Source organism: Microbacterium sp. G2-16M (genome assembly GCF_055809115.1).
The window spans coordinates 1,960,503-1,985,339 of the sequence record NZ_CM147897.1 but is presented as its reverse complement, the minus strand read 5'-3'; the positions used below and the strand labels follow the sequence as shown (position 1 = coordinate 1,985,339).

General features: G+C 70.2%; 24 protein-coding genes. 10 read left to right on the top strand and 14 right to left on the bottom strand.

Annotated features, from left to right (window positions below):
• The first annotated feature begins 110 nt into the window (after positions 1 to 110).
• Both AC0L6F_RS09410 and AC0L6F_RS09405 read left to right on the top strand, forming a co-directional pair.
• Entirely contained in the window at positions 111 to 866 is a 756-nt protein-coding gene (locus tag AC0L6F_RS09410) for a potassium channel family protein (protein WP_473537674.1), read from the top strand.
• A complete protein-coding gene (locus AC0L6F_RS09405; RefSeq protein WP_274636300.1) occupies positions 863 to 1,954 on the top strand; it encodes an AI-2E family transporter in 1,092 nt (363 codons plus the stop codon). Before AC0L6F_RS09410 ends, AC0L6F_RS09405 begins: the two co-directional genes overlap by 4 nt.
• 130 nt (positions 1,955 to 2,084) lie before the next feature.
• On the opposite strand, the gene AC0L6F_RS09400 is transcribed toward AC0L6F_RS09405, so the two are convergent.
• The 3 genes from AC0L6F_RS09400 to AC0L6F_RS09390 form a co-directional block, all read right to left on the bottom strand.
• Positions 2,085 to 3,584, bottom strand: coding sequence for an arylsulfatase (locus tag AC0L6F_RS09400; RefSeq protein ID WP_473537672.1), 1,500 nt, complete (start codon positions 3,582 to 3,584; stop codon positions 2,085 to 2,087).
• Positions 3,585 to 3,689: 105 nt separating this feature from the next.
• Entirely contained in the window at positions 3,690 to 4,583 is an 894-nt protein-coding gene (locus AC0L6F_RS09395) for a formylglycine-generating enzyme family protein (RefSeq protein WP_259613253.1), read from the bottom strand.
• 41 nt (positions 4,584 to 4,624) lie between these two features.
• Positions 4,625 to 5,218, bottom strand: a complete 594-nt coding sequence (locus tag AC0L6F_RS09390; RefSeq protein ID WP_473537670.1) for a hypothetical protein — start codon at positions 5,216 to 5,218, stop codon at positions 4,625 to 4,627.
• Between the two features lie 272 nt (positions 5,219 to 5,490).
• On the opposite strand from AC0L6F_RS09390, the gene AC0L6F_RS09385 reads away from it, so the two are divergent.
• The gene (locus AC0L6F_RS09385) at positions 5,491 to 6,651 is read left to right on the top strand and encodes a glycosyltransferase (protein WP_473539985.1); all 1,161 of its coding nucleotides are present in this window, start codon (positions 5,491 to 5,493) and stop codon (positions 6,649 to 6,651) included.
• Positions 6,652 to 6,658: 7 nt separating this feature from the next.
• Positions 6,659 to 7,900 carry a glycosyltransferase gene (locus AC0L6F_RS09380; protein ID WP_473537669.1) on the top strand — a complete coding sequence of 414 codons (1,242 nt, stop codon included), beginning with the start codon at positions 6,659 to 6,661 and terminating at the stop codon, positions 7,898 to 7,900.
• A gap of 27 nt (positions 7,901 to 7,927) precedes the next feature.
• On the opposite strand, the gene AC0L6F_RS09375 is transcribed toward AC0L6F_RS09380, so the two are convergent.
• From AC0L6F_RS09375 to AC0L6F_RS09360, 4 genes are all read right to left on the bottom strand, one after another.
• Positions 7,928 to 8,341: a PIN domain-containing protein gene (locus AC0L6F_RS09375; protein ID WP_473537667.1), complete on the bottom strand. Its 414-nt coding sequence runs from the start codon at positions 8,339 to 8,341 to the stop codon at positions 7,928 to 7,930.
• Complete coding sequence (locus AC0L6F_RS09370) at positions 8,338 to 8,598, bottom strand: AbrB/MazE/SpoVT family DNA-binding domain-containing protein (protein WP_473537666.1); 261 nt, start codon at positions 8,596 to 8,598, stop codon at positions 8,338 to 8,340. Before AC0L6F_RS09370 ends, AC0L6F_RS09375 begins: the two co-directional genes overlap by 4 nt.
• 107 nt (positions 8,599 to 8,705) lie before the next feature.
• Positions 8,706 to 9,419: a GAP family protein gene (locus AC0L6F_RS09365; protein ID WP_473537665.1), complete on the bottom strand. Its 714-nt coding sequence runs from the start codon at positions 9,417 to 9,419 to the stop codon at positions 8,706 to 8,708.
• Between the two features lie 72 nt (positions 9,420 to 9,491).
• Positions 9,492 to 9,866, bottom strand: coding sequence for an SHOCT domain-containing protein (locus AC0L6F_RS09360; protein WP_473537664.1), 375 nt, complete (start codon positions 9,864 to 9,866; stop codon positions 9,492 to 9,494).
• A gap of 188 nt (positions 9,867 to 10,054) precedes the next feature.
• On the opposite strand from AC0L6F_RS09360, the gene AC0L6F_RS09355 reads away from it, so the two are divergent.
• The 3 genes from AC0L6F_RS09355 to AC0L6F_RS09345 all read left to right on the top strand — a co-directional run bounded on the left by AC0L6F_RS09355 (position 10,055) and on the right by AC0L6F_RS09345 (position 14,981).
• Entirely contained in the window at positions 10,055 to 11,023 is a 969-nt protein-coding gene (locus tag AC0L6F_RS09355) for a PrsW family intramembrane metalloprotease (RefSeq protein WP_473537662.1), read from the top strand.
• A 4-nt stretch (positions 11,024 to 11,027) separates the two neighbouring features.
• Complete coding sequence (locus AC0L6F_RS09350; protein WP_473537660.1) at positions 11,028 to 12,692, top strand: SulP family inorganic anion transporter; 1,665 nt, start codon at positions 11,028 to 11,030, stop codon at positions 12,690 to 12,692.
• A 90-nt stretch (positions 12,693 to 12,782) separates the two neighbouring features.
• Positions 12,783 to 14,981 carry an ATP-dependent Clp protease ATP-binding subunit gene (locus AC0L6F_RS09345; RefSeq protein WP_473537658.1) on the top strand — a complete coding sequence of 733 codons (2,199 nt, stop codon included), beginning with the start codon at positions 12,783 to 12,785 and terminating at the stop codon, positions 14,979 to 14,981.
• Positions 14,982 to 15,092: 111 nt separating this feature from the next.
• On the opposite strand, the gene AC0L6F_RS09340 is transcribed toward AC0L6F_RS09345, so the two are convergent.
• A complete protein-coding gene (locus tag AC0L6F_RS09340) occupies positions 15,093 to 15,566 on the bottom strand; it encodes a DUF1772 domain-containing protein (protein ID WP_259612927.1) in 474 nt (157 codons plus the stop codon).
• Positions 15,567 to 15,617: 51 nt separating this feature from the next.
• Here AC0L6F_RS09340 and AC0L6F_RS09335 point away from each other — a divergent pair, with 51 nt between their 5' ends.
• Complete coding sequence (locus tag AC0L6F_RS09335; protein WP_259612926.1) at positions 15,618 to 16,181, top strand: TetR/AcrR family transcriptional regulator; 564 nt, start codon at positions 15,618 to 15,620, stop codon at positions 16,179 to 16,181.
• 404 nt (positions 16,182 to 16,585) lie between these two features.
• On the opposite strand, the gene AC0L6F_RS09330 is transcribed toward AC0L6F_RS09335, so the two are convergent.
• Positions 16,586 to 17,959 (bottom strand): glucose-6-phosphate dehydrogenase, encoded by a 1,374-nt coding sequence (locus AC0L6F_RS09330; RefSeq protein WP_473537656.1) that lies wholly within the window; start codon positions 17,957 to 17,959, stop codon positions 16,586 to 16,588.
• A 73-nt stretch (positions 17,960 to 18,032) separates the two neighbouring features.
• Between AC0L6F_RS09330 and AC0L6F_RS09325 the strand changes: the two genes are divergently transcribed.
• Entirely contained in the window at positions 18,033 to 19,829 is a 1,797-nt protein-coding gene (locus tag AC0L6F_RS09325) for a glycoside hydrolase family 15 protein (RefSeq protein ID WP_473537655.1), read from the top strand.
• 161 nt (positions 19,830 to 19,990) lie between these two features.
• Positions 19,991 to 20,848 (top strand): Rieske (2Fe-2S) protein, encoded by an 858-nt coding sequence (locus AC0L6F_RS09320; protein ID WP_473537653.1) that lies wholly within the window; start codon positions 19,991 to 19,993, stop codon positions 20,846 to 20,848.
• Here the strand turns inward: AC0L6F_RS09320 and AC0L6F_RS09315 are convergent.
• The 5 genes from AC0L6F_RS09315 to AC0L6F_RS09295 all read right to left on the bottom strand — a co-directional run bounded on the left by AC0L6F_RS09315 (position 20,821) and on the right by AC0L6F_RS09295 (position 24,760).
• A complete protein-coding gene (locus AC0L6F_RS09315) occupies positions 20,821 to 21,585 on the bottom strand; it encodes a glycosyltransferase (protein ID WP_259612923.1) in 765 nt (254 codons plus the stop codon). The two genes, AC0L6F_RS09320 and AC0L6F_RS09315, sit on opposite strands and share 28 nt — an antisense overlap.
• The gene (locus tag AC0L6F_RS09310) at positions 21,582 to 22,853 is read right to left on the bottom strand and encodes a PIG-L family deacetylase (protein WP_473537652.1); all 1,272 of its coding nucleotides are present in this window, start codon (positions 22,851 to 22,853) and stop codon (positions 21,582 to 21,584) included. The genes AC0L6F_RS09315 and AC0L6F_RS09310 overlap by 4 nt, the downstream gene beginning before the upstream one ends.
• 83 nt (positions 22,854 to 22,936) lie before the next feature.
• On the bottom strand, positions 22,937 to 24,043 hold the full coding sequence (locus AC0L6F_RS09305) for an acyl-CoA dehydrogenase (protein ID WP_473537650.1): 1,107 nt from the start codon (positions 24,041 to 24,043) through the stop codon (positions 22,937 to 22,939).
• Positions 24,001 to 24,552: a Dps family protein gene (locus tag AC0L6F_RS09300; RefSeq protein ID WP_274636289.1), complete on the bottom strand. Its 552-nt coding sequence runs from the start codon at positions 24,550 to 24,552 to the stop codon at positions 24,001 to 24,003. Before AC0L6F_RS09300 ends, AC0L6F_RS09305 begins: the two co-directional genes overlap by 43 nt.
• 43 nt (positions 24,553 to 24,595) lie before the next feature.
• Positions 24,596 to 24,760 carry a hypothetical protein gene (locus AC0L6F_RS09295; protein WP_259612920.1) on the bottom strand — a complete coding sequence of 55 codons (165 nt, stop codon included), beginning with the start codon at positions 24,758 to 24,760 and terminating at the stop codon, positions 24,596 to 24,598.
• Positions 24,761 to 24,837 lie beyond the last annotated feature (77 nt).

The following is a 24,837-nucleotide window of genomic DNA, read 5'->3' as shown; positions in this document are numbered from 1 at the left end:
GAGTCAGAGGGGGAGGGCAAGGGATGGGCGGGGGATGCCGCGGGCCGGTCTTCCGCGGGCTTCCGCGGGTCGCCGCCGTGCGCGGTTCCCGCGGCCCTAGAGTCCGAGGCGTGGCAGACCGGCGGATGACCGAGGAGCGGTGGCAACGGGCCACCTACTGGCCGCTGATGGCGATCTCGCTGGTCTGGCTGGTGGCCTACTCCTGGCAGGTCATCGCCGATCTCTCCGGCCCGGACGAGCTCGTGGCCCGGGGCATCACCGGCGTGACGTGGGCGCTGTTCCTGGTGGACTACATCGTGCGGCTCGTGCTCGCCGATCCCCGCGGATCGTGGTTCCGTCACCACCTGTTCGACCTCGCCGTCGTGGCGCTGCCGCTGCTGCGGCCGCTGCGGCTGCTGCGCGTGTTCACCCTGGTGACGGTGCTGCAGCGGACGGCCGGCTCGGCGCTGCGCAGCCGGATCGCGATCTACGGCGCGGGCGCCGCGCTGGTGCTGATCTATGTCGGCGGGCTCGCCGTGCTCGATGCCGAGCGGCACGCTCCCGGCGCCGACATCACGAACTTCGGCGATGCGATCTGGTGGGCGTTCGTGACCATCACCACCGTCGGGTACGGCGACTTCGTGCCCGTGACCCTCGGCGGCCGGGCCGTGGCCGTGGGTCTGATGGCCGGCGGCGTGGCCGTGCTCGGCGTGGTGACGGCGACGCTGTCGTCCTGGGTGATCGAACGGGTCGCGCGCGGTCACGACGACGACGAGGCCGCCACCCGCGGGCAGGTCAGGCAGCTCACCGAGCAGGTGGCCGCGCTGACGGCTCGGCTGGCCGAGCCACCGGACGCGTCGCCCGATGGCGATAGCCTGACCCGATGAGACGCCGTGCCGTCGACATCCCGCCGCCCGCGGCGCCGCCCGCCCCGGCGCTCTCGCCCATGCTCCGGACTCTGATCGGGCTGGCCGCCGCGGTCGTGGCCCTCGTCGGCCTGTACCTCGGCCGCGACATCGCCGGTCCGCTGGCACTGGGCGCCGTGATCGTGATCATCTGCGAGCCGATCCGCTCGCCGCTGGAGCGGCACCGCTGGCCGAGATGGGCCGCGACCACGGCCGTCATCGCGGTCGGCTACCTGATCCTGATCGCCCTCGCCCTCCTCCTGGTGTTCGCCGGCATCCAGTTCGCCCGCCTGGTCGCCGACTACGCCGACGCCCTGCGGGCAAGCGGCTCGGCGCTGGTCGACTGGCTCGACTCCCTCGGGCTGGACAGCCAGGTCTCCGGCGCCACGGCCGCGGCGCTCGAGCCGTCCTCGATCCTCGGCTTCGTCTCGTCGTTGGGCGGCACCGTCGTCGGCATCGTCACGGCGCTGTTCTTCGTGTTCGCGTACGTCGTGTTCATGGCGGCCGATGCGGCCCGCTACCGCTCCGCAGAGGCGTCGTTCGGCACCGGCATCCGTCCCGCGCTCGTGCGGATCCGACGTTTCAACACCGGCGTGCGGCGCTACTACATCGTGAACGCGTCGTTCGGCGCCGTTGTCGCCATCATCGACGGACTCGCCCTGTGGGCGGTCGGCGTGCCCGCTCCGGTGGTGTGGGCGATCCTCGCGTTCGTCACCAACTTCATCCCGAATGTCGGCTTCATCATCGGGCTGATCCCCCCGGCCGTTCTGGCGCTGGTGGTCGGCGGCTGGCCGCTGATGCTCGCCGTCATCGCCATCTACTGCGTGGTCAACGTCGTGCTGCAGGTGTTCATCCAGCCGAAGTTCGTCAGCGACGCGGTGAACCTGAGCCTGACCCTCAGCTTCTTCTCCGTCATCTTCTGGACGTTCGTGATCGGGCCGCTGGGCGCGATCCTGTCCATCCCGCTGACCCTGCTCGTGCGCGCCCTGGTGCTGGAGGGCGATCCGGGATCGCGCTGGCTGCGCTGGCTGTCCGGGGATGCCGCGGCCGCCCCCGAGCGGGGATCGTGAGGCCGGGGGCCCCGCCTGCCCGCGGCCTGTCCTGGGACTGGTCGTTCTTCGTGCTCGGCGTCCGGTACGCCGGCAGACCGGACCGGCTGCGCGCCCGCGGACCGAACTGGGGCCGGCCGGCCCGCGCCGGTCAGGAGTTGCCGGACACGGATTGGAGCTTGGCCAGCACCTGGTCGATCGTGAACGAGGCCGGCTTCTGCCGGGCCGGGAACTCCACCAGCGTCTTCAGCATCTGGGCGACGTAGGCCTGCGCCGGCACCAGCTGGAACACATGGTCGAGCATCCAGTCGAAGTACGTGTTCGACGTGCGATCGGCCCGCTCGAACGGGTCGGTGCGCAGATTGAAGATCTTCGGAGCGCGCAGCTCGATCCACGGATCGAGCCAGATCGCCAGGGTGCCCTCGGTGCGCTGCTCGAGGAACACGAACTTCCAGTTGTCGTAGCGCAGCGCGGTCAGATCCCCTTCGTCGGACACGTAGAAGAAGTGCCGGCGCGGAGACTCGTCGACGGCCCCGGTGAGGTAGTCGAGCAGATTGTGACCGTCCAGATGCACCTTGTATTCGGTGCCGGCGAGTTCGGTGCCCTCCTTCAGTCGGTCGGCGACGTCGGTGTCGCCGGCGGCGGCGAGCAGCGTGACGAACCAGTCGTTGTGACTGACGATGCCGTTGAGGACCGTGCCGGCGGGAATGTGTCCGGGCCAGCGGACCATGCACGGCACGCGGTACGCGCCCTCCCAGTTGGAGTTCTTCTCGCACCGGAACGGGGTCATGCCGCCGTCGGGCCAGCTGTTCATGTGCGGGCCGTTGTCGGTGGAGTACATCACGATCGTGTTCTCGGCGATGCCGAGGTCGTCGAGGGTCTGCAGCAGCTCGCCGACCAGGTCGTCGTGGTCGCACATGGTGTCGTGGTACTCGGACTGCCAGCGGCCCGCGCGCCCGCGGCTTTCGGCCTTGCCGTGCGTGCGGAAGTGCATGTGGGTCGAGTTGAACCAGAGGAAGAACGGCGTGTCGGACTCGGTCTGGCGCGTCATGAAGTCGACGGCGGCGTCGCGGAACTCCTCGTCCACCGTCTCCATCCGCTTCTTCGTCAGGGCGCCGGTGTCTTCGATCCGCTGGGTTCCGTCGCCGTTCGCCCAGGAGTGGATGACGCCCCGCGGGCCGAAGCGCTCATTGAAGCCGGGGATGTCGTCATCGGTCGGGTAGTCACGCAGTTCGGGTTCCTCTTCGGCGTTGAGGTGGTAGAGGTTGCCGAAGAACTCGTCGAAGCCGTGCATCGTCGGCAGGAACTCGTCGCGGTCGCCGAGGTGGTTCTTGCCGAACTGCCCGGTGGCGTATCCGACGTTCTTCAGCGCCGTGGCGATCGTCGGGTCCTCCGCACGGAGTCCGATGTTCGCGCCCGGCATCCCGACCTTCGTCATCCCGGTGCGGTACGGGTTCTGGCCGGTGATGAACGCGGCACGACCCGCCGTGCAGCTCTGCTCGCCGTACGAATCGGTGAAGCGCACCCCCTCGTGGGCGAGGCGGTCGATGTTCGGGGTGCGATACCCCATCACCCCGTCGGAGTAGGCGCTCACATTCGTGATGCCGATGTCGTCGCCCCAGATGATCAGGATGTTCGGCTGCTCGGCCATGGCCCCTCCTCGCTCGGTGCGGCCGCGATGACCGCCCACTCGGCAGAAGCCAACCACGATGGCCGTGCGCAGCAGGCATCCCTCACCCGTCGAGGGTGGTCGACCTCAGGCGTCCTGCACGAGCCGGAAGCCGATGTGCGACATCCCGGTGTCCTCCGCCTGCGGCGAGCGCGCCGCCGGCCGGAAGCGCAGGCAGTAGTCGGGGGAGCACAGGTGCGAACCGCCCTTGAGCACGCGCCGAGGGATGTCGGGGAAGCCCTCCTGCGCGCTCGCGGCGGCGAGCAGGTTCTGCCGCTTGCCGGCGTCGACCGGCTTGTCCGACAGGCGCAGGTGCCGCGGCGTGTAGAAATCCGTGGTCCACTCCCACACGTTTCCGGTCATGTCGTACAGCCCATAGCCGTTCGCCGGGTAGGAGCCCACCGGCGCCGCGTCCCCGACGCCCTGGTTGTCGTACGGGAACCGGCCGAGCCACGAGTTGGCCTGCGCCACACCGTCCGGATACGTCTCGTCGCCCCACGCGAAGCGCGCCCCGTCGAGGCCCCCGCGGGCGGCGTACTCGTGCTCGGCCTCGGTCGGCAGGCGCTTGCCGGCCCACTGCGCGTAGGCGGCGGCATCCTCGAACGCGACGTGCACGACGGGATGCCGCATCCGATCGTCGATCGACGACTCGGGTCCGAACGGCCGCCGCCAGTACGCGCCCGGCTGCCACCGCCACCAGTTGCGCCAGTTGCCGAGGTCGACCGGCCCGGACGTCGGGGTGAACACCATCGACCCGGGCACCAGGTCGGCGGGGTCGGCGCCGGCGAACGCGGCCGGGTCGAGGTCGCGCTCGGCGACCGTGACGTAGCCGGTCTCGTCCACGAAGCGGGCGTAGTCCTCGTTCGTCACCTCGTACCGGTCGATCCGGAACGGCGCCATCTCGCGCTCATGGACCGGACGCTCGTCGGGGTAGAAGTCCGGGGACCCCATCCGGAACGTGCCGCCGGGCAGGAGCACCATCTCTGCTGTCACCCCACCACCGTAACCCGCACGGTGCGGGGTCAGTGCGGGTCCAGGCGCAGCGTGGTCGACTCGTCGATGGTGAGATCGTCGACCACGCGCAGCGTGCGGGCCAGCGCATCCACCGGGCCGGTGAGGGTGCCGAAGCGGGAGCGGTCCGGAGAGACGGCGGTCAGCGTCACGAAGTGGGTGCCGGTGTCCCAGGTGTAGGTCGCGAACGGGGGCATGTCCGGCGACTCCGGCATGGCCACGATCAGCCGCTCGCCGACGCCGAGGTGGGGATTGCGGAAGTCCTCGGTGTCGTCGTACTCGATCGGCATCATCGCGCGGGCGGTGCGCAGCTGCGGCGTCGCCTCCTGCAGCTGGGCCATCGTCACCAGCAGTTCCGGGTCGTCCTTCCACACCCAGGCGAGGATGCGCCCGTCGGCCTTGCGGATCAGGAACGGCGCGGCCTGGCTGAGCATCCACGCGAAGATGCCGCCGCCCGGACGACCCGGCGTCGCCCCGGCGGCACCGCCCGTCTGGGCCAGCAGCATCCGGATCGCCGCCTTGCGGTGGCGCCGGCCGCGCAGCCCCAGCGAGCCGGTCACGGGGACCCACCGATCGGCGGGCGCGTCGGCCTGTAGTCGGGGCATCTCCCCAGGGTATGCCCCGACTCTCCGCTGCGACAGGCACAGCAGCCGGACGGGCGCGCGCAGACCCTCCCCGCACTCCCAGGCAGGCGGGGACCCCTCGGGTACTGTGGATGCGGCGCCCCGCCCCATCTCGGGCGCCGCATCCACAGAGAGGGACTCACCCCACCGTGACTGGAGCCGCCGGCGCCGAGCCGCAGCATCCCGAACCGTCGGACGCGCCGCGCGCGCACGAGACGGAACAGCCCCGTCCCGACGCCCCCGTCGCACGCCCGCTGACCGTCCTGATCGGCGCGGACACCTTCACTCCGCACGTGAACGGCGCTGCACGATTCGCCGAGCGCCTCGCAGCCGGGCTGGTGGACCGCGGCCACGACGTGCACGTGTCGGCCCCCAGCGCCGGACACGGCAACCACGGCACGTTCGTGGAGCAGATCGAGGGACGCCCGGTCACCGTGCACCGGCTGCCGTCGTGGCGCTGGACCCCGCACGACTGGCTCACGTTCGTGCTGCCGTGGATGAGCAAGCACTACGCGCGCCGCATCCTCGACGAGATCAAGCCGGATGTGGTGCACATCCAGTCGCACATCGTGATCGGCCGGGGAATGGCCCGCGAGGCGCGCAAGCGCGGCATCCCGATCGTGGCGACCAACCACGTCATGGCCGAGAACATCCTCGACTTCACCACGCTGCCGCCGGTGCTGGACAAGGTGATGCTGAAGCTCGCATGGGACGACGCCGAGCGCACCCTGAAGATGGCCCGCGCCGTGACCACCCCGACCCGCAAGGCCGCCGACTTCCTCGAGTCCACGATCGATCTGCACGGGGTCATCCCGGTCTCGTGCGGCATCGACCGGTCGCACTACCGCCCGGATCTGACCCCGCGCGACGCGCACCGCATCCTGTTCGTGGGGCGGCTCACCTCCGAGAAGCAGATCGACGTGCTGCTGCGGGCGACCGCACAGCTGGATCCCGCGCTGGACGCGCAGGTGGATGTCGTCGGCAGCGGCGACCAGCGGCGCAACCTCGAGCAGCTCGCACACCAGCTGGGGCTCGATGCGCGCGTGACGTTCCACGGGCACACCTCCGACGACGAGCTGCGCGACCTCTACTCGCGGGCGAGCCTGTTCGCGATCGCCTCGGTCGCCGAGCTGCAGTCGATCGCCACGATGGAGGCGATGGCCTCGGGCCTGCCGGTCGTGGCCGCCGACGCGGTCGCGCTGCCGCACCTGGTGCACGACGGCGAGAACGGCTACCTCTTCCCGCCGGGCGACGTCGATGCGCTCGCCGACCGGCTGACCCGGGTGCTCACCGCGGCGCCCGAGGAGCGCCGCCGCATGCAGCAGGCGTCGCTGGACGGCGTGATCATCCACGACATCAACCGCACCCTCGACACGTTCGAGGCGCTGTACCGCGGCGAGCCGCTGCCCGAATAGGTCCGCCGTGCACGTCGTCTTCTTCTCCGACCAGCACCTGGACTCGCTCGGCGGCGCCCAGGTCTCGATGCGGCTGCAGAAGAGGTTCCTCGAGCGGGCCGGCCACACCGTGACCGTGATCGCCCCCCGCATGCACGGCGTGCACGCAGCCAGCCTCGCCGGGCGCGTGCACGACCCGGACTTCATCGACACGCCGTCGATGCCGATCACGCCAGATCGGGAGTACTCCCTGACCTGGCCGGGCCGACGCACCGATCGGTACATCGACCGGGCCCTGGCATCCCGCCCCGCCGTCGACCTGGTGCACATCCAGGCCGACTTCTGGGGCGCCCTGACCGGTCAGCGGTTCGCGGCCCGGCATCGCCTGCCGGTGGTGCACACCATGCACAACCGGATCGGGGTCGGGATCGCGGCGACCATGCCGTTCCCGTCGCTGCTGCTGCGGGCGATGACCGGCTGGCAGCGCTGGGCGCTGGGCGCGGCGTCCGGGACCGTGCGCGGGCACGACGGGTGGGGCTATCTGCGCGGGCTCGCCGCCCGCGCGGACGCGGTGACCGCGCCGTCGGCGCACTTCGCCCGTCGGCTCGAGGAGCACTCGGTGCTGCCGCGGCTGGGGCGCGGCATCCGTCCCGACGCCGCCGCGCCGCACGTCGACGTGATCTGGAACGGGATCGACGACCAGGTGCTCGACGACGCGCTGCGCACCCGCTCCGAGCGGCGCTCGGGGCCGCCGCGGTTCATCTGGCTGGGCCGGATGAGCCCCGAGAAGCGGCTGCTGCCGTTCCTGGACGCGCTGTGCGACTCGGGCCTGCGGGCCGACGTGCAGGTGCTCGGCGGGGGCTCGCAGCGGCGTGCGGCAGAGCGGCTGATCGAACGACGCGGGCCCGAGGCATCCGTCGTCTTCGGCGGCCGGATGACGTACGTCGAGACACTGCGGCGCATCGCCGAGGCGGATGCCGTGGTGCAGACCTCGATCGGCTTCGAGACCCAGGGCATGACCGTGTTCGAGGGGGCATCGCTGGGGACGCCGGCCATCATCAGCGACAGCGACATCGGCGCCGAGCTGGGATCGGGGTACTGGCAGGTGCCGGATGCCTCGACCGCCGGGCTCGCGCAGACCCTGACCCGTGCGGCCGCCGACATCGCCGACGGCTCCGGGCCGACGCCGAACCCGGTCGTGGCCGAGCGCTTCCGCCAGTCCTCGCGCACCGCCGCGATGCTCGAGGTGTACGGACGAGTCCTGCGCTGACCGAGGCGGCAGCGGCCGGCCCGACCGTCAGGCCAGCAGCCTCCACCCCAGACGATCGGCGGCCGCGCGATCGAAGGTGACGATCTCGCCGACGCCGCACTGCTCCATCGTCGTCGCGATCAGCGCATCGGCGAAGTCGGCGCCCTCTTCGGCGAGCGTGAGCGCCCGGACGACGCCCTCGCCATCCTCGAACTCGATCTCCTCCGCCTCGACGAGTGCGCGGACGGCGGCCAGGCGCGTCTCCTTCGGGATCTTGTACCCGCGCCCCATGAGCCAGTCGAGTTCGACGAGCGTCACATGGCTGACCATACCCGGCCGCTCGATCGTGAGTGAGGTCATCAGTCGTCGGGCGATCGGCAGTTGGACGTCGTCATCTCTGAGGAAGTATCGGGCCAGTACGTTCGTATCGATCCCGACGGTCGGCGCGCCGCGGACGATCACTCCATCCCTCGCCGGGCGGACTCCGCTGCGGCGTCGCCGATCGCCTCGTTCATCTCCTCGATCGTCAGTCGGGGGCCGGCCGGGTCGTAGAGCATCCCGGCGAGGTCCTTGATCGAGCCGGTCTTGGCCACCAGACGGTACTGGCCGCCCGACAGCTTCACAAACATGAGCTGGGAGCCGGGCTTCAGTCTCAGATCCTCTCGGACCTCCTTCGGCACGGTGATCTGGCCCTTGCTCGTCATCGTCGCGGTAGGCATACGGGTTCCTTTCCTTCGACCAGTATGCCTTACGTTGATCGAGAAGGAAAGGAGTGAGTCGGACCGTCAGTCGTGGGCCATGGAGTACATCTCGCCGCCGATGAGGCTCAGACCAGAGCCGACACGGCCTTCTGCAGCTGCAGCACTCCGATCACAAGGAGCAGGGCGGCGTTGAGCACGTGGGTGTGACCGGCGATCCAGGTGCGGATCGCGTCGAGGGTGGGCTGTGCGCGCGTGCCGGCGAACAGCAGCCAGATCACCGGAACAGCGATCGGCAGGGTGCCGACGACGACGAACCCGATCGCCGTGGCACTCGCCTGCGCGGCCGTGACATCCGCAAGCGCGATATCGAGGGCCGCGATGATCGCGCACGACGCATCCACCGGGTTGACGACGAACAGGCCGACGCCGAGGAGGAACGTGCGCACCGGACGGAAGGTGGAGACCGACTGCAGCCAGCCCGGGAGGGTCGCGGCCTTCGCGACGTCCTTCGGGGTGCTGGCCGCGGCCATCCGCCCAATGCGGAGTGCGCCCTTCCGATACACCCACCACGCCCCGCCCAGGAAGACGAGCGCGATCAGCAGGCGGAGGAGGATGACCCAGAGTGGCGGCTCCCTCTGCGCGTGCACTTCGGCCGAGCGGAACAGCCAGCTGAACAGCGCGAGCAGTCCGACGATGCCCACGAGCCACCCGAGCAGATAGGCGACGCCGTTGACCCGGGCCAGGCGCGACAGCAGCACGGCCACGAGAGCCATGATGGCCAGCGGGCTGAGTATGACGCCCAGCGTCACTGGGATGAGATCGACGATCAGGCCGCCCATCTCTGCCTCCCTGACAGAGTGTTCCGGGAAGGGCGTTCCGGCCACGGACCTACTGTGGCCGGAACGCTGCGTTCAGTTCAGCGCCTTGGCCTTCAGCTTCTCGTATTCCTCCGTGGTGATCGTCCCGGCCTCGAGGAGCCGTGCCGCCTGGGCGATCTCATCGGACGGGCTCTTGCCTGCGACGTCCCGGATGTACGAGTCGGCGGCGCTCTTGGCCTCCTTGGTCTGTGCCGCGCTGCGCTCGGCCATACCTCGGCCGCGGGCGACGAGGTACACCAGGGACGTGAGGAATGGGACGAAGATCAGGAAGATGATCCACAGTGCCTTCCACCAGCCGTTGAGCTTCCGGTCGCGGAAGAGGTCGCCGATGATCGTGAACAGCACCATCAGGTAGGCGACGAAGAAGAACGCCCACATCATGTACCAGAAGAAATCCCAGAATCCCATCTGCTTCCCTTTCTCGCTGTGTGCTCGTCCTGAATGTACTGTCTCGGCGGCAGGAACGTCTGCATGCGCGGGTCGGCGTTCATCCGATTCGGGTGATTCACCCGAGCGGGTTGATTCCGATCGGGTCGCGGCTGCGGCATCCTGTCTCTGAAGGCCACCAGGCGGGACACCGGAGAAGGGACACGCCGATGAGCAACGGGACGGGCGGGACGGGCGGGACGCACGAAGCGGCTGCAGAGACACGGACCGGTGCTGTGGCGGCGCAGACTCGAGCGCAGGGGCAGGCGCAGGGGGCCCCGCGCCAGAAGCACCACGGCTGGTGGTGGAAGACGCTCGTCGGCGGCATCGTGCTCTGGCTCATTACCGCAGCGGTCACGTTCGGGACGCAGAACACGAACCTCGTGCCGACCGTGATCCTGCTCGGGAGCTTCCTCGTGCCGTTCACGGTCGTGATGTTCGCGTCGGAGCGGACCGAGGGCAACCTCGACATGACCCGCCTCATCATGGCGTTCTTCGTCGGCGGCATCTTCGGTGTGCTCGGTGCGTCGATCCTCGAGGTGCATCTGCACCCGTCGTGGTACATCTACCTCGGGGTCGGGGTCATCGAAGAACTCTGCAAGGGGCTGGTGTTCGTCGCCGTCGGTGTCGCGGTGCATCCCAAGACGGGCCGCCAGGGTGCTCTCCTCGGCGCGACCGTCGGCGCCGGGTTCGCGGCGTTCGAATCCGCCGGCTACGCGTTCAACGCCGGATTGAGCCTGCGCGGCATCGATCTGATCTCGATGCTGCAGACCGAGGCCGTGCGCGGCCTGCTCGCCCCGGTCGGACACGTGCTGTGGACCGCGATTCTCGGTGCCGCCATCTTCGCTGCGCTCGGGCGGACCGCGAGGTGGTGGTCCGTCCTCATCGCGTTCGCCTCGGTGGCGGTGCTGCATTCCCTCTGGGACTCGATGGGCCTTCTCTCGGCATGGGTGGCGGTGCAGTTCACCGGCACCGCGAGTCAGCAGCTCGCATACGGAATGCTGCTGCCGGCCACCGCGCAGGCCGTGTCGCAGCTGGCAGAGACCTTGTACGTGGTCGGATTGATCGTCATCTCCGTGATCGGTGTGCTCGTGCTCACCGTGTGGGCGCGCAGACCGCGCACCGGCCCGCTAGCGTGAACGTGTGCGCGCCGATCTGAACGGGCTGTTCTCCCGCAAGACGCTGGGCAAGGACATCACCGCCGGCATCGTGCTCGGGGTGGAGAGCGTGCCCGACGGGCTGGCCTCGGGGCTGCTGGCGGGCGTCAACCCGCTCGCCGGCCTGTACGGCTACCTGTTCGGGATGGTGGGCGCCGCCTTCGCCACCAGCAGCGCCTACATGGCGGTGCAGGCGACCGGCGCGATGTCGCTCGTGGTCGCCGATGCCGATCTGCAGAGCCGGGCCGATCCGGACGCCGCGCTGTACACGCTGGCGATGATGGCCGGGGTCATCATGATCATCGCCGGGGTGCTGCGCCTCGGACGCCTCATCAGCTTCGTGCCCACCGCCGTGATGACCGGCTTCATCACCGCGGTCGGCGTCAACATCGTGCTCGGCCAGCTCTCCAACCTCACCGGCTACGACGCGCGCGGCGCGAACCGCATCACGAAGACCATCGATCTGCTGCTGCACATCCCGCAGTGGCAGGTGTCGGCGGCGATCGTGGGGGCCATCACGATCCTGGCGATCGTCCTGTTCCTGCCCACCCGCATCGGCTCGACCGGGCTGGTCATCGCCGTGATCGTGGGGTCGGTCGCGGCCGTCCTGCTGAACCTGTGGGTGCCGCATCCTGTGCAGATGCTGCACGACATGGTGGACGTCCCCCGCGGGCTGCCCGCGCCGGTGCTCCCGTCCCTCGACGACATCCTGTTCCTGGCCGTCCCCGCACTCTCGCTCGCGTTCGTCGGGCTCGTGCAGGGCGCCGGCGTCTCGGCGGGCATCCCCACCGTCGACGGCCGGCCGGCGGACGCATCCCGCGACTTCATCGGCCAGGGCGTCGGCAACATCGTGGCGGGGGCGTTCCGAGGCATGCCGGTGGGCGGATCGATGTCGGCGTCCTCGCTGGTCGTGGCCGCGGGCGCCCGCACCCGGATGGCGCTGTTCGCCGCCGGCGCGACGATGGCCCTCGTCATCCTGCTCCTGTCCGGCCTGGTCGCCTACGTCGCGATGCCGGCCCTGGCCGGGCTCCTGATCGTGGTCGGCGTGACCTCGATCAAGCCGAGCCGCGTCTATTCGGTGATCAAGGCCGGGCCGCTGCAGACCTCCATAATGGCGGTCACGTTCGTGCTCACGCTGGTCATCCCGCTGCAGTTCGCCGTGCTGGTCGGGGTGGGGCTGGGCATCGTCCTGTTCGTGGCGCAGCAGTCGAACCGGGTGCGTGTGCGGGCCGTGCAGATCGCCGAGGACGGCCGGATGCGCGAGACCGACCCGCCGGCCGAGATCCGCAGCGGGCAGGTCGTGATCCTCCAGCCGTACGGCAGTCTGTTCTTCGCCAGCGCTCCCACGGTCGAGAAGCAGCTGCCCACCGTGTCGGGCGACTCGTCGCACGCGGTCGTGATCGTGCGGCTGCGCGGCACCGACCAACTCGGGCTGGCGCTGATCGCGGTCCTGCGGCGATACGCGCACGAGCTGGCCGCCGTCGAGGCGCAGCTGAAGGTGGTGGCCAGCGAACCGCGGGTGCTCGCCCAGATGCGGGCCGGCGGACTGACCGCGGACATCGGCGCCGACAACGTCTACCAGGGCGACGAGTGGGTGGGGGCGGCGCTGCGACGTGCATACGCGGATGCCCGCGCCCAGCTCGACCATTGAGTGCGCAGAACCGTTGAGCGCGGCAGGTGGCAGTGTTAAACTTGAGCGCAGAAGACTCAAGTTTGAGTCCCGCAGATTTCAAGGAGACCCATGAACGCACAACCGCAGCCCGGGCAGGAGGAGCAGCAGACCCCGCTCGAGCAGTTCGGCATCAACCTCACCGACCGCGCCCGGCAGGGCAAGCTCGACCCCGTCATCGGCCGTGACAGCGAGATCCGCCGCGTCAGCCAGGTGCTGACCCGCCGCACCAAGAACAACCCGGTGCTGATCGGCGAGCCCGGCGTCGGCAAGACCGCTGTGGTCGAGGGCCTCGCCCAGCGCATCGTCGCCGGCGACGTCGCCGAGTCGCTGAAGGGCAAGGAGCTGATCGCCCTCGACATCTCCGCGCTGGTGGCCGGCGCGATGTACCGCGGCCAATTCGAAGAGCGGCTGAAGAGCGTGCTCAAGGAGATCACCGAGTCCGAGGGACAGGTGATCACGTTCATCGACGAGCTGCACGTGCTGATGGGCGCCGGCGGCGGCGAAGGGTCGGTCGCGGCATCCAACATGCTCAAGCCCATGCTCGCGCGCGGCGAGCTGCGCCTGATCGGCGCGACCACGCTGAACGAGTACCGCGAGTTCATCGAGAAGGATGCCGCGCTGGAACGCCGCTTCCAGCAGGTCTACGTCGGCGAGCCGACGGTCGAAGACACCATCGCGATCCTCCGCGGGTTGAAGGAGCGCTACGAGGCCCACCACAAGGTCGCCATCGCCGACGGGGCGCTCGTGGCCGCGGCATCCCTGTCGCACCGGTACATCCCCGCCCGGCAGCTGCCGGACAAGGCGATCGACCTGATCGACGAGGCCGCCTCGCGGCTGCGCATGGAGATCGACTCGGCGCCGCTGGAGATCGACGAGCTGCGCCGTCACGTCGACCGGCTCAGGCTCGAGGAGCTCGCGCTGAAGAAGGAGAAGGATGCCGCCTCGCAGGAGCGGCTGCAGACGCTGCGCGACGACCTCAGCGGCGAAAAGGCGCGGCTGGGCGAGCTGCAGGCGCGCTGGGACCGGGAGCGGGCGACGCTGAACCGGGTCGGAGACCTGAAGACCCAGCTCGATGCCGCCCGCAGCGAGGCCGAGCGCGCCCAGCGCGAGGGCAACCTCGAGAAGGCGTCGCGGCTGCTGTACGCCGAGATCCCGGGGCTGCAGCGCCAGCTCGCCGACGCCGAGCGCGCGGAGGGCAGCGAGGACCGCATGGTCGGCGACCAGGTCACCGACGAGGACATCGCGTCCGTCATCGCGTCGTGGACCGGCATCCCGGTCGGGCGGCTGCTGCAGGGCGAGACCGAGAAGCTGCTGCACCTGGAGTCCGAGCTCGGCAAGCGGCTGATCGGACAGAAGCCGGCCGTGAAGGCGGTCGCGGATGCCGTGCGCCGGTCGCGCGCGGGCATCAGCGACCCGAACCGGCCGACCGGATCGTTCCTGTTCCTCGGACCCACCGGCGTCGGCAAGACCGAGCTGGCCAAGGCGCTGGCCGAGTTCCTGTTCGACGACGAGCACGCCATGGTGCGCATCGACATGTCCGAGTACGGCGAGAAGCACACCGTGTCGCGGCTGGTCGGCGCCCCGCCCGGATACATCGGCTACGAGCAGGGCGGACAGCTCACCGAGGCCGTGCGCCGCCGCCCGTACAGCGTCGTGCTGCTGGACGAGGTCGAGAAGGCTCACCCCGAGGTGTTCGACGTGCTCCTGCAGGTGCTCGACGACGGTCGGCTGACCGACGGGCAGGGGCGCACGGTCGACTTCACGAACGTCATCCTCGTGCTCACCTCCAACCTCGGCTCGCCGATCCTGATCGACCCGATGCTGTCGGCCGACCAGAAGCGCGAGCAGGTGATGGCGCTGGTGCGCCAGGCGTTCAAGCCCGAGTTCCTCAACCGGCTCGATGACATCGTGATGTTCCAGTCGCTGAGCGAGGACGACCTCGCCCAGATCGTGGAGCTCGCCGTCGACCAGCTGCAGCGTCGGCTGCACGAGCGCCGGCTCACGCTGGCCGTGACGCCGGACGCCCGGGCCTGGCTCGCCGCCCGCGGCTACGACCCGGTGTTCGGGGCGCGGCCGCTGCGCCGCCTCATCCAGAGCGAGGTTCAGGATGGGCTCGCGATGGCGCTGCTGTCGGGCACCGTGCACGACGGCGACGTGGTGCGGGTGGATGTCGCGGCCGACGGCTCGTCGCTCGTGCTCACCAGTGACGGCCAGGCCGCGGCATCCGGCCCCGACGACGACGTGATCGAGGCCGAGCTGCTCGACTGAGCGGCCTGCGCCCGCCGATTCCGCGAAACCGGGGATTCTCCGCGAAACCGAGGCGCATGTCCCGGGTTTCGAGGGGAATCCCCGGTCTCGACGGTCGGGGCGCGTCCGGGGTCAGAGCAGGACGAGCGTCGCCAGCAGCAGGACCATTGCGACGCCGGTCAGGGTGACCCGCAGGGGGAGGATCGACTCCCAGCGCGCCTGCAGGGCGCGGGCGTCGGCGGGCACCTCTCCGGCGAGCGCGGCGGCGGTGAGCGTCGTGTTGATGGGCTTGGCGATGCCCGCATAGAAGAGCAGCCACACGATCACCAGGATGAAGCCCGCGGATGCGAGGATGCCGGCGAGCGTCGACTCCCAGAGGAACGCCGCCGCGGCGGTGGCGGCGGTGAGGATCGTGCCGGAGATCCCGATGGCCGGCATCCGGCGGTCGCCGTAGTAGTGGCCGCGACCGACCACCTGCACCATGGAGCGCTCGTCCAGCTCGGCGTAGACGGACCGCTGCACGAGGGCGCCGACGACATCCGTGCCGAAGATGACGGCGAGGCTCAGGATGGCGAGCGTCCCGGTGATGGCGATGACGATGGTCATGATTCCTCCAGTGTTAGCAGTGCTAAGGGTTAGTGCTGCTAACATAGCGTCATGGCCCGATCACCGCAAGACACCCAACGGATCCGCGAGCGCGAACTGCGGATCGTCCGGGCAGCGCGCGAGATCGCCGAGCAGGAGGGCTGGCCCGCAGTCACCGTGCGGCGCCTCGCCGACGCGATCGGCTTCAGCCAGCCGATCCTGTACCGGCATTTCCCCGGCGGACGGGACGAGATCGTCGAACACGTCGTGATCCAGGGCTACACCGAACTCGCCGCGGCGATGAGCGCGCCCGGCGAGGGGGCCGGGATGCTGTCGGCGCTCATTGCGGCCTACCTCGCGTTCGCGCGCGAGCATCCTGCCGTCTATGAGGTGATGACGTCGGCCCGCACGGGCATCGTGTTCGCCTCCGACGACACCCCGGAGGTCCTGCGCCAGGGTTTCGCGATGCTCGAGCGCGCGGTCGGCGGCCAGACGCCCCGCCAGCGCGCCGTGCGCGCCGAACTGCTCTGGAGCACCCTGCACGGCGTCAGCCGGTTCTCGGCCGACGGCCGCCTCGACCCCGCCCTCGACGACGCCCGCGCTCAGGCGATCTCGGGCCTGTTCGCGTCTCGCTGACGTCCCCACTCGGTGCCGCCCGCCCCCGCGACCGGGCGACTCCGCGACACCGCATCCGCCGACCGGGCGACTTCGCGTCACCGCATCCGCGAGACCGGGGATTCTCCGCGAAACCCAGGCGCATGCCCCCGGTTTCGCGGAGGATCCCCGGTCTCGGCGAATCGGGGCGGCCGCGAGTGTCGGCGCGCCCCGGGGTGCCACCGGCGCGGGGCGCCACCGCGCGGGGGTCGGGTGCCGGCCCTTCGTCTCGCTGCGCTCGCTCAGGGACCTGAGACTGCGCTCGGGGCCCTTCGTCTCGCTGCGCTCGCTCAGGGACCTGAGACTGCGCTCGGGGCCCTTCGTCTCGCTGCGCTCGCTCAGGGACCTGAGACTGCGCTCGGGGCACTTCGTCTCACTGCGCTCGCTCAGGGACCTGAGGTCGCCCAGTCGGCGGGGCCGGTCGACCCGGCGGGGTACTCCTCCAGCGGCACGTCGCCGCGCTCCCAGGCATCGCGGACCGGCTCGATGATCCGCCAGCACTCCTCGGCCGCGTCGCCGCGCACCGACAGGGCGACATCCCCGTCCAGCAGCTGCGAGAGCACCTCGGTGTAGGCCAGCATGGTGCTCTTGCCGATCTTCGTCGACAGCGACTCGCGGCGCAGCGCGAACGGATCGTCGCCGCCGTTGACGTTGAGGACCAGCTCGATCCGGTCCGGGCTGAGGCCGATGCGCAGCAGGCCGCCGTCGTCGGGCTGTCCGGTCAGTCCGTCCGGGATGTGGCGCACCGGCCGGAAGCGCACCACGATCTCAGCGGTCTTCTCGCCCAGCGCCTTGCCGCTGCGCAGCGTGAACGGCACGCCGGCCCAGCGAGACGTGCGCACCTCGCACACGATCTCGGCGATCGTCTCGGTCTCCCGCGCCGGGTCGACGCCCTCCTCGTCGACGTACGACGGCAGCTGACGGCCGTCGATCGTGCCGGCGGTGTAGCGTGCGCGCCGCGAGTGGCGGACGGGATTGTCGTCCCAGATGTGCGTCGCGCGCAGCGCGGCGCTCTTCGCGTCGCGCAGGTCGATCTCGTCGAGGTCGACCGGCTCCTCCATCGCCAGCACGGCCAGCACCTGCAGCAGGTGGCTCTGGATCATGTCGACCATCGCCCCGGCCTTGTCGTAATACCGGGCTCGGCCCTCCAGGGCGAGCGACTCGTCGTAGCGCACGAGCACCGACTCGACGTGGTCGGCCGACCACACGGGCTCGATGAGGCGGTTCGCGAATCGGACGCCGAGGATGTTCAGCAGCGTCGACCGGCCGAGGAAGTGGTCGACCCGGAAGATGCTCTTCTCGGGCACCAGTGTGGTCAGAGTGGCGTTGAGCGCGCGGGCGCCGGCTTCGTCCCCGCCGAACGGCTTCTCCAGCGCGAGCACGGTGTCGTCGGGCAGTGTGAGCTTCTGCATCGCCTCGCAGGCCGCGACCGTCACCGCGGGCGGCACGGCGAAGTACATCACCAGCCGGCCCTCGGCCCGATCCAGAAGCTTCTTCAGGTCGTCGGCTTTGGTGATGTCAGCCTGCGTGTACGTCGTGTCGGCGACCCGATCGAGCATGTCCTCGGCATCCGCCGATGTGAAGGCGTCGCGGACAGCGTCCTTCCACCGGCGACTGCTCCAGGCATCCGATCCCGCCCCGTGCAGCACGATCTGGCGATCCGGTTCGCGCTGCAGCAGCTGGCCGAGAGCGGGCAGGAGCAGACGCGAAGTGAGATCGCCGGATGCTCCGAGGATGAGAAACGTCGTCGTCTTCGGCATATCGTTCACCATAATCCGATCCGTCGGCCGATGTCCTGGCGTCCGACATGCGGCGGTGCCAGACTCGGAAGCGATGTCCACTCCGATCGAGGAATACGCACTCCTGAGCAACTGCCGCACCGCGGCCCTGGTCTCACGCACGGGCAGCATCGACTGGCTCTGCCTGCCGCGGCTGGACTCGGGATCGGTCTTCGGCGCGCTGCTCGGCGACGAGGATCACGGATGCTGGAGCCTGCACCCGGCGGACGCGACCGCCACCGCGAGCCGGCACTACGACGGCGACACGTTCGTCCTGATCACCCGGTGGGAGACGGCCAGCGGCATCGCCGAGGTGCATGACTTCATGCCGGTCGATCCGCATCGGCACGTCGACTCGGATCGGATCGACGTCGTGCGGCGCGTGGTCGGCATCACCGGTCTGGTCGAGTTCGACAACGCAGTGCGCATGCGGTTCGACTATGCCCGCGCCATGCCCTGGGTGCGTCAGACCGGCACCGACGAGTCGCCCGAGCTGGTGGCGATGGCGGGGCCGGATGCCGTGGTTCTGCGCGGCGGGCTGCTCAAGGCGGCCGATCATGTCCACCGCGGAAAGGTCGCGGTCGCGACCGGTCAGAGCGTCGATCTGAGCCTGACGTGGTTCCCCTCGCAACTGCGCACTCCGCCGCGCCTGGACGTCGACGAGGAGGTGGCGCGCACTCGCGACTGGTGGCAGCGGTGGGCCGACCGGATCGAACACGACGGGGCGCACAAGGACATGGTGGTGCGGTCGCTGCTCATCCTGCGCGCCCTGACCAACCATGAGACCGGGGGGATCGCCGCGGCGGCCACGACATCCCTGCCGGAGGACTTCGGCGGCGAGCGCAACTGGGACTACCGGTTCGTGTGGCTGCGCGATGCCGCCCTGACCCTGGAGGCGCTGCTGGACCACGGCTTCGTCGCCCTGGCCGGGCACTGGCGCGAGTGGCTGGTGCGGGCGGTCGCCGGCGATCCGGCCGATCTGCAGATCATGTACGGGCTGGCGGGGGAGCGCGACCTGTACGAACGCGAGATCCGGACCCTTCCTGGGTACGCCGGTTCATCGCCGGTGCGGATCGGGAATGGGGCCGCGCTGCAGTACCAGGCCGACGTGGTCGGCGAGGTGCTGGTGACGCTGTCGGCGGCCCGCGACGGCGGACTGCCCGACTCGGAGTTCTCCTGGCCGCTGGCCAAGAAGCTCGTGGGCTATGCGGCCCGCCAGATCGACCGGCCCGACAACGGGCTGTGGGAGATCCGGGGCGAGCTGCAGATGTTCACCCACTCGCGGGTGATGGTGTGGGCCGCCTTCGATCGCGCAGTGCGGGCCGTGGAGAAGCACGGGCTGAACGGAGCGGTGGACTCGTGGCGCGCGCTGCGCGACCGGATGAAGGACGAGGTCGACACGCAGGGCGTCACCGACGGCTGCTTCACCCAGTACTACGGCACCACCGAGGTCGACGCATCCCTGCTCCTGCTGCCGCAGGTGGGGTTCTGCGCGCCCGACGATCCGCGAATGCTCGCCACGGTCACCCGGATCGAGAACGACCTGATGCAGAATGGGATGCTGCGCCGCTACCGCACGACCACCGGCGTGGATGGGCTGTCCGGCGAGGAGTCGCCGTTCCTCGCCTGCTCTTTCTGGCTGGTGGAGCAGTACGCCGCCACCGATCGAGTCGACGATGCGCGCGCGCTGATGGACAAGCTGTGCGCGCTGGCCAACGATGTCGGGATGCTGTCGGAGGAGTACGACCCGAAGGCCGGGCGCCAGGTGGGGAACACCCCGCAGGCGTTCTCGCACCTGGCGCTGGTGCGCGCCGCCGACGCGCTGGCGCGCGCCCGCCACAAGCCCCGGTAGTCTGACCCGGATATGGCGCACGAGTCCCCGCGGGTGCTGGCCGAGCTAGTGTCGTCAGAGCGTGGCACAGCGGGATGTCAAGCCCCCGGCGTCGCGGTCGGGTGTGTGCCTAGCGTGTCGTCATGACGAATCTGAACGCGAACGCTGGTCGAGGAGTTCTCGTGAAGCGAGCGCTGCGGAAGCTGGAATCCGCACGGGCGCTCGACCGGCTCACGCTGCCGCTCAGCGGCGTCGTGAACCGGCTGATCCCGACGGGGAAGGCGCGCGACCTGCTGCACGGCGTTCCCCTCGGACATCCCCTCCACCCGCTGCTCGTGCAGCTTCCGCTCGGGGCCTGGCTGTCTGCCGCGGCGCTGGACCGAATGCCGGGCGCGGGACGATCCGCCACCGCGCTGGTCGGCCTCGGCACGGCCGCGGCCGTGCCGGCCGCCGCCACGGGGATCCTGGACTGGGCGAAGGGCCACGAATCGCAGATGAGGGTGGGTGTCGTCCATTGGGCGGCCAACACCGTCGCGGTCGGATGTTTCGCGGCATCCTTCGTCGCGCGAGTGCGCGGACGCGCCTCGACCGGACGGCGGTTGACCCTGGCCGGCCTGGGGGCGGCAGCCGTCGGCGGCTACCTCGGCGGCCACCTGGCATATCGGCTGGCGCTCGGCGCGAACCACGTGGAAGGCGTCCCGCACGTGCTGCCGGAGGGATGGCACGACGTCGGCGCACTGGACGAGCTGTCGGATCGGGCCATGACCCGGCGCGTCGTCGACACGGTCCCCGTCCTCCTGTACCGGGATGGCGACCGGGTCCAGGCGCTCACCGACCGGTGCTCGCACCTGTCCGGACCGCTGCACGAGGGCGCGCTGATCGAGGAGGGCCGGCGCGGCATGTGCGTCGTGTGCCCGTGGCACGGCAGCACCTTCGCCCTGGCGGACGGGTCGGTCGTGCACGGGCCGGCCACCAGCCCGCAGCTGAGACTTCGCACGAGGATCAGCGGAGGTCAGGTCGAGATCTCACTCGCTGACTGACGCTCGGCCCCTTCGACCAACGCCGCCAGCGGAATGAGCTGCGTGCGCAGGTACTCGGCGTAGCCGCCATCGGTGCGGCCGTACTGCCGGCCGCTCGTGCGCACCCAGGAGCCGTCCGATGCCACGATCATCGCGCCCCGCATCCGCAGCTGTTCGATGAGTCGCACATCCTCGTGCAACGGGATCGGCGGGAATCCACCCGCGTCCGCCAGAGCGCTTGCGCGAGTGCCGAGGTTCGCGCCGTGCACGTGGCCATTCGCCACGCCCGGCACGTGGGTCGCCCACCAGGCGTCCGTCTGCTCCGGGGACAGATCACAGAAGTCCGGCCGGACCGTCCCGATCGCGACATCCGCCCCCGCCTCAGCGAGCGCCAGCTGATGGGAGAGCCAGTGCGCGGGGACCACGGAGTCGGCATCGGTGTGCGCGATCCACAGCCGCGCGGGCGGGACGTGCGGGAACGAGCGCAGGACGGATCGCACACCAGCATCCCGCGCGACGCCGACCGAGTGGGCGTCCACCGTCATCGTGATCACGGGAAAGCGTGCGGCGATCCGTGCCGAGTCGTCTGCGCAAGCGTCGAGGACCACATGCACGGAGGTGACCGCGCGCACCGCCCGCGCCGCGGTGACCAGCGATGCCAGGCAGTCCGCCAGCAGGTCCTGCTCGTCGTGAACCGGAACGACGACGGCGATGACCTCGACGGCGTTGTCGACGGTATGGCCGCATCGCCTTCTCACGGCCCCACCCCGGTCCTGGCCGCGACCGACTGCAGGCGATCCGGGCGCGCGAAGACCTCGAGGATGAAATCCTCTTCGCGGTGCCGCACAGACGGCGACAGGTTCGCCTGCGCCCGGATCGCGTCGTGGACCGCGTCTCCCGACTGCGGGGCGCCGGGGATCGGATGCCGCCAGTGGCAGGCCACGAGCTCACCATCCGCGTCGAGCGATCCGTCGATGCGCGACAGGACGGCGTCCAGATCGGATGCCGACCAGTAGTACGCGACCTCGGACAGCACGACGAGATCGAAACAGCCACCGGGCCAGTCCGCGAGCAGATCCACCTGCTGCCACCGCACGTGCGAGACGCCTGCGAGTCGATCGCGTGCGCGCACAAGCGCGTGTGCGGAGGCGTCCACCGCCACGACGTCCTCGGCGCGGTCGGCGAGGATCTGCGTGAACGCACCTGTTCCGCAGCCGAGCTCCAGTACGTGCCCGTACCGCGGCCGGGGCAGGCAGGCGGCGATCACGTCCCGCTTGCGCCGCTCGTACCAGCGGGAATCGACGCCCCAGGGATCGGATCGACGCGCGTACCGCTCCTCGAACCACGCGGCGTCGAACGTCGGGACGGGCTCGGGCTGGATGAACACCTCGAACCCGCGCTCGAAGTGCCGCAGCATCTCGCCGTGGATGATCGCCTCGTCGCCGGGCCGGTCCGACAGCGGCTCGATCTGGCTCACGTGGCGCCGCATCGCCCGTGCCTTGGCCGCCGCCGCGGCCTCGTCGAGTCGCAGCACGCACCAGCCGTCGGTGTCCGTCGATGCCGGATCCCCCCAGTGCCAGAGCCAGATCGGATAGCCGATGATCTGGGCGCCGGCAGGGCGCAGCCGGCGGGCGATCTCGCCGAGCACGCGATGGTCGCGGTGCCCATCGCCCCACCAGGGCACGGCGACGACCGTCACGGTGCCTTCTGTGTTCGACAGCAGGTTCTGCGCGTGTCGCCGCACGGCGGGAGCCGCCTCCCGGAGCCCGCCGTCGGGGAACGCGGGAAGGTCGATCGCCGCCTGCGGCGCGAGGTCGGCCACGGCGTCCAGCACCTCCTGCCGGCGTTCGCGGCGCATGTCGTGCGGCCGGGACGAGTCGGGATGGGACGACTCGCCGTCGGTCATCACGACGACCGTGACGGGGATGCCGCGGGCGGCCGCCATGGCGATGAGACCGCCCGCACCCAGAGTCTCGTCGTCGGGGTGGGCGGCCAGGACGATGAGCCTTTCCATGTCCAGTGCCATTTCCGGCGCGGTACGCCAGGGTGCGGCATCCTCCCACGCATCCTCTGACGTCCCCGGTTCTCGATGGTCGAAGCTGACGGTCATCACGTCACGCCCGATCGCCCCAGCCGTGCGAGATCCCGTTCGGCGTGATGCTGGCGCAGGTAGATGCGCAGATCGGCGACGCGCCGTGCGTGGTCTTCGTTCGTGGTCAGCGGGCCGGGACCCAGCCCGTGGTCGGCGAGCGTCAGCACGCGCTCGGCGGCCCGCGCAGCGACGGCGCGCACCCGTTCGGCCAGCGCACGCGCATCGGACGTCGGTGGCGCGTCGACCCGCCGAGCCGCGTCCGCGAGGACGACTTTCGCCGCCCACTGCTCGGCATCCGCCTCGCCGCACAGCAGCTGTGCGATCTGGTCGGCGTCCGGGCGTTCGGCCGCTTCCGTCAGGGCGTCGACGATCGGACTGGTGCCGCCCCACCAGACGGCGGCGACGCCCATCCCACCCCAGCGGAAGCCCGGGCGATTCAGGTACCAGTCCGTCTCACCCACGGGGATCGCCGGGGTGCCGTCGAAGTCGACCGCCGCGCTCACTATCGCGCGCAGACCGCGGGCCACCCACGGCCCGCTGTGCGGGCGCACCGAGGGGTCCCGCAGCGACACGGCGAACAGCCGGCGCGCCTGCGGACCGACCCAGGCGGTGATCAGGGCATGGCTCAGCTGTGCAGCGAGCGAGCACCACGGCTTGGTGCCCCTCAGCCGCCAATGCCCTGCCGCATCCTGATGTGCGTCCACCCGCGCGGCGCCCTCGGCGGCGAACACGCCCCAGGATGAGCGCCCATCCGTGTCGAGGTCATGCTCGTCGTCCGAGGCCAGGGCGCCCGCCGTGCGTGCCTCGTCGAGGATGGCGAGCGCATCCAGATGCGGTTCGAGTATTCGCGCCGCACCGACATCCAGCGCTGCAGCGGTCGCCAGTGCGCTCCACCGGTCGGCCGTCCGCCCCTGTCCGGGAAGCGGGATGCGGCTGGAGAGCCGCACCGCCCACTCGATCGTGGCCTCCACCTGCGTGCCGAGCTCGCCCACGTCCGCGGCGGCGCGCTCGACGTCGCGCGCCGCCGCGGACGGCGTGTCGGCGAGGGTGAGTGCGGTGCCGCCGTGGCCGGCGGCCGGGCTCATCTGACCGCCGGTGAGCGGTTCTCGGCGCTGACCATCCACGACAGCTGCTCGAGACTGGACAGGATGTCGTGCAGGATGTCCGCGGTCGTCGGGTCCTCTTCGTCCACCGCATCGTGCACGTCGCGCACCGTGCCGACCGTCACGTCCAGCCGCTCGGTGATCAGGTCCACCGTCGTTGTCGTGTCGATCTCTCCCTGCGGATATTCCGGAAGGCTCGTGGTCGCCGCGACGGTGTCGCTGCGGCCGTCCGGGAGGGCGTGCAGCGCGCGCATGCGCTCGGCGATGACATCGCTGAATCGGCGAGCAGCCGCGACCACCTCGTCGAGCTGGAGGTGTGTGTCACGGAAGTTCGTGCCGACCACGTTCCAATGCGCCTGCTTGCCCTGCAGCGATAGTTCGATGAGGTCGATGAGGACGGTCTGAAGGTGATTCTTCAGTTCGGCGGAGGCGCGGAATCCCTTCTCCGCGTTTTGCTCGGCCGTCCGCTTGGCACCCGAGCCGCCGCGAGCTGCGCGACGGCGATTCTTGGCCGGTGACTTCTCTGACATGTCGTTCCTCCTTGCAGGATGTCTTCTCAGGGGGCGGCCGGACCTACGCGCGGTTGCGGCCGCTGATCAGTCGGAAGAGGAAGGCGATCAGAGCAATCACGCCGACAATGATGGCGACCCACAGCAACCAGCTGAGCGCTGAGTTCAGCCCGCCGAAGATGGCGAGGATGATAGCGATGACGATGATGATGACGAGTGCGATGTTCACGGGGGAGTTCCTTCCGGTCATGAACGGGTCGCCGGCAGACGGGACGTCTGAGCCGACCGATGTGTGATGACCGTGGC